This window comes from Mycobacterium sp. E2497, from assembly GCF_001668695.1.
Lineage (GTDB): Bacteria > Actinomycetota > Actinomycetes > Mycobacteriales > Mycobacteriaceae > Mycobacterium.
This window is the reverse complement of record NZ_LZKD01000170.1, coordinates 1-6655: the sequence shown is the minus strand read 5'-3', so window position 1 is coordinate 6655 and position 6655 is coordinate 1. Positions and strand designations below refer to the sequence as shown.

At 69.0% G+C, this 6655-nt stretch carries 8 protein-coding genes; 3 read left to right on the top strand and 5 right to left on the bottom strand.

What is annotated here, in order from left to right; translation table 11 throughout:
* From A5713_RS15485 to A5713_RS15465, 5 genes are all read right to left on the bottom strand, one after another.
* The coding region (locus A5713_RS15485) for a hypothetical protein (RefSeq protein ID WP_197516381.1) at window positions 1–499 on the bottom strand (499 nt) is incomplete at its 3' end.
* A gap of 117 nt (window positions 500–616) precedes the next feature.
* On the bottom strand, window positions 617–1345 hold the full coding sequence (locus A5713_RS15480) for a ZIP family metal transporter (RefSeq protein ID WP_068096729.1): 729 nt from the start codon (window positions 1343–1345) through the stop codon (window positions 617–619).
* 117 nt (window positions 1346–1462) lie between these two features.
* Window positions 1463–2644 carry an acyl-CoA dehydrogenase family protein gene (locus A5713_RS15475; protein ID WP_068096727.1) on the bottom strand — a complete coding sequence of 394 codons (1182 nt, stop codon included), beginning with the start codon at window positions 2642–2644 and terminating at the stop codon, window positions 1463–1465.
* Window positions 2644–3564 carry an LLM class F420-dependent oxidoreductase gene (locus tag A5713_RS15470; protein WP_068096726.1) on the bottom strand — a complete coding sequence of 307 codons (921 nt, stop codon included), beginning with the start codon at window positions 3562–3564 and terminating at the stop codon, window positions 2644–2646. The genes A5713_RS15475 and A5713_RS15470 overlap by 1 nt, the downstream gene beginning before the upstream one ends.
* A gap of 17 nt (window positions 3565–3581) precedes the next feature.
* A complete protein-coding gene (locus tag A5713_RS15465; RefSeq protein ID WP_068096725.1) occupies window positions 3582–4475 on the bottom strand; it encodes an acyl-CoA thioesterase II in 894 nt (297 codons plus the stop codon).
* A 184-nt stretch (window positions 4476–4659) separates the two neighbouring features.
* Between A5713_RS15465 and A5713_RS15460 the strand changes: the two genes are divergently transcribed.
* The 3 genes from A5713_RS15460 to A5713_RS15450 all read left to right on the top strand — a co-directional run.
* Complete coding sequence (locus A5713_RS15460; RefSeq protein ID WP_068096722.1) at window positions 4660–5478, top strand: SMP-30/gluconolactonase/LRE family protein; 819 nt, start codon at window positions 4660–4662, stop codon at window positions 5476–5478.
* Between the two features lie 14 nt (window positions 5479–5492).
* The gene (locus tag A5713_RS15455; RefSeq protein WP_068096720.1) at window positions 5493–6329 is read left to right on the top strand and encodes a thioesterase family protein; all 837 of its coding nucleotides are present in this window, start codon (window positions 5493–5495) and stop codon (window positions 6327–6329) included.
* 28 nt (window positions 6330–6357) lie between these two features.
* Window positions 6358–6655 (top strand): TetR/AcrR family transcriptional regulator (locus A5713_RS15450; RefSeq protein ID WP_156751900.1); only part of this gene is annotated, 298 nt, incomplete at its 3' end.

The window sequence follows — 6655 nt, the reverse complement described above, 5'->3', positions numbered from 1 at the left end:
CGACGTAGTAGTAAGACTTCTGCACTTCCGGGTCGTGAAGTCCCGGCTCGTCAAAGCCCGCGGTATGGGTGAGCCGGTCAACGTCGACGACGTAGATCAGCATCGCCGGGGCCACCGTGACGCCCGGCTCACCCGGCGTCAGGGCGCTGGCGCGGACATCGCCACCGGTGATGCGCGCCAAGCGATGACGGGGCCCGTCGTACCGATAGGTCCCATCGGCGAGTGCGACATACAGATCGATCTCTTGAGAGTTGCTGGCCGACGCCGCCGTGCGTCCCGGCGCACCGAACGGACCCGCTTCCCGATTGACGCCGTACGCGGACCACAGCAGGTCGGAGAGGTCCCGGATCGAGAGCGGTTCGGGACCGGATTCCCTGGTGGTCTTCCCCCGCATGAATGCGGCGACGATCGCATCGTCGGGGTCGCGGGCCGGGGCGGGAAGTGGCAGCCACCCCTCGTGAGCGGCGTTGCCGGCAACGGCTTCTATTGCGGCGTCCATAGGTTGTCCCCCGAAATGCTGATGGCACAAGGTGTTTCGGGACGAAACTAAGCGTTTCGAAAGCTATTCGCCGATGCCTTCGCGAAGCTAGAGCCTTTCGGCCCTTACCCGCCTCGCCTAGCTCGCCAGCCCGACGATCGCCAGCATGAACAGCACCCCGCCAAGCGTGCAGGCCAGGGTCGCGGCGGTGCGGTGCCCGGCGTGCGCCCTCGGCAGGATGTCGGCGCTGGCCAGATACATCAGGAAACCCGCGAAAAATCCCAGATACACCTCGAGGAGGCGATGGGGAATCGTCACGGCCAGCGTGAGGGCGGCCCCGGCCACCGGTGCGACGGCGTCGGCGCCCAGCAGCGCGAGCGCCCTCCGCCGGTCGTTTCCATAGAGCGACGTGACGGTGTAGGTGTTGAAGCCGTCGGCGAAGTCGTGGCCAATCACCGCGACAGCCACCACCGCGCCCGCGGCGGCTCCCGCCTGAAAGGCGGCCCCGATGGCGAATCCGTCCATGACGCTGTGGCCGATCAGCCCCGACGCGGCGAGGATCCCGACGGCGGGCGCGTCCGGAGCGCCGGCCTCATCCGACCCGTCGCCGCGATGGATGCCGACCGTGTGCTCGACGACGTGCAGGACCAGGAAGCCGAGGACGAACGCAAGGAGCGGAACCGGTACGCCGAAGAGGACCCAGTACGGCCGGCCCATCGCTTCCGGCAGCAGGTCGAAGGCCACCGCGCCGAGCATCAGACCGGCGGCCAAGCCCAGCACCAGATAGCGGTAGGAACCGATACGCAGCGCGGCATAACCGCCCAGCAGCGTGGTGATGAACGAGCCGAGGGCAACGAGAACCACCACTGGGCGGGCCACCTCTCTGCCATCGTTTCGCTGCCGGCGGACCGCAGGTGCGGGTCCGCAGTGCTCGGTGAAACGGTAGCGCCCCGGCAAGAGGTTGGCGCGGGAGAACGCGTGGGGCTAGCCGCCGTAACTGGGCCGTCCCAGCTTGAGTTGATGTTGGGCGATCATGTTGCGGAATACTTCCAGCGTCCCGCCGTAGATCCCCAGCGGCAGCGCCAGCCGGTAAAGGTGTTCTGCCGCGCCGTCGGTCGCGGATCCGGGGGTTTCGGTGGGCAACGCCGACGCGGTGCCCAGGATGTCCATCAGGTCAGGGGTGATGTCACGCATCGTCTGCGCGATCGCGACCCGCCCGAACATTCCGGGTGTGGATAGCGCCGCTTCCATCCGGGCGACGTCGCGCCCGAGCCGATATGTCACCGAGTCGTCGTCGAGCGGCCGCCGGCCGTCCGGTCCGGGGTGGGCGACGACCGCCGCGACGGCGTCGACGACTTCGGCCATCAGGTCACCGTGCGCCGACATCGCGGCAATGTATTGCAGGCCATGGTCTTCCGGATCCACGACGCCGTGCTCGGAGTCCAGCGCCGCGCGCATCACGGTCCAGCCGCCGTTGACCTCGCCGATCCGGTAGAGGTCGTCGACCTGGACGTCGCTGTAGTAGACGATGTTGGTGCGGTCACCGTCCAGGGTGCGGAGGCCTTGGATGTCGATGCCCGGCGAGTCGAGCGGCACCAAAAACATGGTCAGGTTCCGGTGTTTCGGGCCTTGCGGATCGGTGTTGGTGAGCAGGAAGACGTAGCGGGCGTTCTGCGCGTTCGACGTGAACATCTTGGAGCCATTGATAATCCAGCTCGATCCATCCGCTTCCCGCACGGCGCGCGTCTTGCACGTGGCGACGTCCGATCCACCCTCGGGCTCGGTGTAGCCCAGGCACAGCCGGATCTCCCCGGCGAGCACACCGGGCAGGACCCCGTCGGCGAGCTCCCGCGCCCCGAACTGGCGCACCAGCCGGGCGACGACGGACGTGGTGCCCCAGTGATACCACGGCGTATGGGCCCGGGCGATCTCGAGCTGGAAGATGCGGCGCCGAACCGGGCTGAACCCGCCCTCGGACTCCGGCTTCCAGTCCGATGCCAGGTAGCCGGCCTCGCCCAGCGCCAAATGCACGTGTTCGTCGAAGTTTTCGCCGAACTCCAGCTGCCGGTGCAGCACTTCTTCGGTCACGTGCTTCGCGATGAATGCGCGAGTCTCGTCGCGGAAGGCTTGGTCCTCGGGTGAGAGGTCGACGCGGGAGAAGTCCATCAGGCCGCGTCGATCACGTGGGTCCGGAACCGGTCGAGTGTCTCCAGCGCGTGGGCCATGCTGTCGCCGGGGAGGTGAACGCTCACCCATGTCACGCCCACCTTGGCCAGCTTCTCCAGGCCGTCGAGGTAGGCGTCGGCGTTGAATTCGTCGCTGGCGGGGCTGCCGCCCTCGAAGTTGGTGAAGGTGACGTCGATCCCCGACCAGTCCCGGCCCGCGGCGTCGCACCGGCGCCGCAGATCGTCGATGCCGTCGGTGAGGCGTGCCACCGAGTCGATCACCGCCGTGCCGGCTGTCTGCGCCAGCTGCGGCGGGGCGGGAAACGGGCACCAGCCGTCACCGTATTGCGCCACCCGCTGGCGCGCCGATGACGTGTTGCCGCCGATCCAGATCGGTGGATGCGGGTCGCTCAGGGGGCGGGGGTGCGCGGTGATCCCCCGCGCGGTGAAATGCCTTCCCTCGTAGGTGATGTCGTCGCCGGTCCACACCGCCCGGATCACCTGCAGGGCTTCCTCGAACAGCTCCGCCCGTTCGTCGTAGCTGACCCCCAGCGCGGCGAACTCCCGCTTGAGGTAACCGACGCCCACCGCGAGCGTGAACCGGCCACCGGAGAGCAGGTCCAGTGTGGCGCCGGACTTGGCCACCACGAACGGGTTTCGGTACGGCAGCACCACGATGTTGGGAATCAGCCGCAGCGTGCTCGTCGTCGCCGCCGCGAAACCCAGTGCGACGAAGGGGTCCAGCGCGTCATGCCCACCGGCCTCCAGCCACCGCTGCGACGGGGCCGGGTGGTCGGTGAAGCCGAACCCGTGGATGCCGGCCGCCTCGGTGGCCGCCGCCACCTTCCCGATGCCGTCCCCGCTCACCAGCTCCGCGTTGTACGGATGGCTGTGCATCGGGTGGGTGATGGTGAAGCGCATGGACGCGACCAGTCCGGCTAGAACCGTGCGCGCGAATCGATGGCCGTGTCGGTGGTGCGCAGCGGCCGGATCAGCGCCTCCTGGGCGAACGAGCACAGCAGCTCGCCCTCCTCGGAATGCACCGTGCCGCGCACGTAGGACATTCCCGCGCCGACCTGGGTGCTTTCGTGGGTGTAGAGCAGCCACCCGTCCCAGCGCACCGGCTCGTGGAAGGCCACCGAGATGCTCATCGGTGCGGTGGACACGGTCAAATGCGCCTGGGCGGTGCCGATGCCGGGGTGCGGCCGCATGGTGGTGGAGATCCCCAGGTGCCCGGTGAAGTACGCCAGCAGCGCCTTCGCGAGGTCGTCCCGGGTGGGGATCGGGTCGTAGTGCAGCCACGCGTAGAGCTCCGGCGGCCCGACCTCGTCGGGGCTGTTGACGTCGACCACATCGACCAGCCGAAGTTCCCGTCCGACCATCGGCATCGGTGAGTGGACGGCCTCGGCGGGCGGGGCCACGTCGGGGCGCGGCAGGTGGTGGCGGATGACGTCGCCGGTCGGCACGTCGGCCAGCACCGTGATGCTCAGGCAGCGCCGACCGTTCTGGTGCACTGCGACCACCGCGGTGGCGGTGGACCGGCCCTCGGCGACGACGTCGAGGACGAGTTCGATCGGCGGGCCGACGGCGACGGCGCGGGAGAAGACGGCGTGCGCCGAGCGCACCGACTTGTCCGGGAATCGTTTGGCCACGGCGACAATCGCCTGCGCGAGCACCTGGGTGCCTTCCGCGACCTGCCGTTCGTCGCCGACGGCTCCAAGATCACCGCCCGTGTCGCCGATGTACCGGTCTTGCCCGTCGGGGCGCACGTCGAACAGATCCAGCAGGCCCTGCACGGTCCACTCGGTCTGCTCAGATTCCTCGGAAGCCATGGTCAATTCGCACTCCACCTCTCGCGCCGGCAGCTCACGGCCCAGCGTGACACTTTGCCTAGGATTTGTAAAGCTTGGCTAACAACACCGATCCCCCGGTTGCGCGATTGACACCGGTACCCGCGGTGCCTGACACTTTGGCGGTGTTTTGTAAAGCGGGAGCTGGGGTGAAGGGCATCGGGGCATGATTCCCGAACCGCTGGCCAACGGCTTCTGCTTCGGCGAGGGGCCACGCTGGTTCGAGGGCCTCCTGTGGTTCTCCGACATGCTGGGCGAGGCGGTACACACCTCTACCATGGGCGGGTCCCTGACCACGTTGCCGCTGCCCGGGCACGCCCCGTCGGGCCTGGGTTTCCGCCCCGACGGATCGCTGCTGATCGTCTCGGCCGAGGACCGCACCGTGCTGCGTTACGACGGTGAAACCGTCGACACCATCGCCGATCTCGGCGGCCTGGCGCCGGCCGATCTCGGCGACATGGTCATCGACGACGCGGGCCGCGCCTACATCGGATGCCAGGCGCGAAGCGGCGGCGCGATCATCCGGTTGGATCCCGACGGCCCCGCCACGGTCGTGGCCGAGGACCTCGACTTTCCCAACGGCATGGTGATCACCCCGGACGGCCGAACGCTGATCGTGGCCGAGTCGGTCGGCCGGCGGCTGACCTCGTTCACCGTCGGCGCCGACGGCGGGCTGACCGGCCGGCGTGTGTTCGCAGACGGCCTGGACGGGCCACCCGACGGCATCGCGCTCGACGCGGACGGCGCGGTGTGGGCGGCGATGACGCTGGCCCACCAATTCGAGCGGATCGTCGAGGGCGGCGCCGTCACCGACCGCATCGACATGGGCGAGCGCGTCGCCATCGCCTGCGCGCTCGGCGGCCCGGAGCGCCGGACGCTGTTCTTGTTGTCGAGCACCGAGGCGTACCCTCAGCGCCTGATCGGCACCCGCCTGTCGCGGCTGGACGCCGTCACGGTGACCACTCCCGGCGCCGGCCTGCCCTGAGGAAGAGGTTGACGATGTCGGACTCCTACTACGAGCTCATCGACGGCACCGACCCGTTGGGAGAGAAGTTCCGGGCCACCGACCTGGCGCGGGGCACCTGGTCGGCGTCGATCCAGCACGGCGGGCCGGTGTCGGCGCTGCTGGTGCGGGCGCTGGAGCGCTGCGAGCAGCGCGAGGACACCCGCCTGTCCCGCGTCGTCATCGACCTGCTCGGCGGGGTGCCCGCCGAGGGCGACCTGTGGGTCAACGCGCAGGTGCAGCGCGGCGGCAAACAGATCGAACTGGTCAGCGCCGAGATGCTGGCCCCCGGCCACGATGGCCGGCCCCGGCCCGTGGCGCGCGCGAGCGGGTGGCGGTTGCAGACGCTGGACACGCGGGCGCTGGCCCACGCCGCCGCCCCGATGCCCGGGCCGCGCAGCGAAGCGCGCAACCGCAACCTCAAGGCGCGGGAGTGGGACCGCAACTACGTGCACAGCCTGGACTGGCTGTGGCTGACGGAGCCGCTGAGCAAGGGCCCCGGCGAATCGTGGATCCACCCGACCGTGGATCTGGTCACCGGCGAGAGCATGACACCGCTCGAGCGCCTGTTCGCGGTGGCCGACTGCGCCAACGGCATCGGCAGCAAGCTGGACATCACCCGGTGGACGTTTCTCAACACCGACCTGGCCGTGCACGTGTTCCGGGTTCCGGACGGCAACTGGATCGGCATCCGCGCCGAGACCAGCTACGGCCCGGACGGTGTCGGCACCACGATCGGCACATTGTTCGACGAGCAGGGCGCGGTCGGCTCCATCCAGCAGTCGGTGCTGGTGCGGCCGCGCCCGGGCAAGTCTGGCCGGGAAGCGAAATAACGGTGAACCACTTCGTAGAGTTGCACCTATGAGCCGGCCGGCCCAGACCGCGGAACACGACACCTCGACGCGTCAGCGCATCCTCGACGCCACCGCCGAGGTCCTCGGCCGCAACGGCAAGACGAAGCTCAGCCTGTCCGACGTCGCCGCCCAGGCCGGGGTGTCCCGCCCGACGCTGTACCGCTGGTTCGCCTCCAAAGAGGAACTGCTGTCGGCCTTTTCGGCCTACGAGCGGCAGATCTTCGAAAGCGGCCTGGTGCGGGCGACCGCGGGCCTGAAGGGGGTCGACAAGCTCGACGCGGTGCTGCGGTTCATCGTCGAATACC

What these genes read in the sequence shown, in the direction of transcription:
- A5713_RS15475 (WP_068096727.1), bottom strand. Translation starts at nt 2,644, where the DNA reads ATGGACTTCTCCCGCGTCGACCTCTCACCCGAGGACCAAGCCTTCCGC.
- A5713_RS15470 (WP_068096726.1), bottom strand. Translation starts at nt 3,564, where the DNA reads ATGCGCTTCACCATCACCCACCCGATGCACAGCCATCCGTACAACGCG.
- A5713_RS15465 (WP_068096725.1), bottom strand. Translation starts at nt 4,475, where the DNA reads ATGGCTTCCGAGGAATCTGAGCAGACCGAGTGGACCGTGCAGGGCCTG.
- A5713_RS15460 (WP_068096722.1), top strand. Translation starts at nt 4,660, where the DNA reads ATGATTCCCGAACCGCTGGCCAACGGCTTCTGCTTCGGCGAGGGGCCA.
- A5713_RS15455 (WP_068096720.1), top strand. Translation starts at nt 5,493, where the DNA reads ATGTCGGACTCCTACTACGAGCTCATCGACGGCACCGACCCGTTGGGA.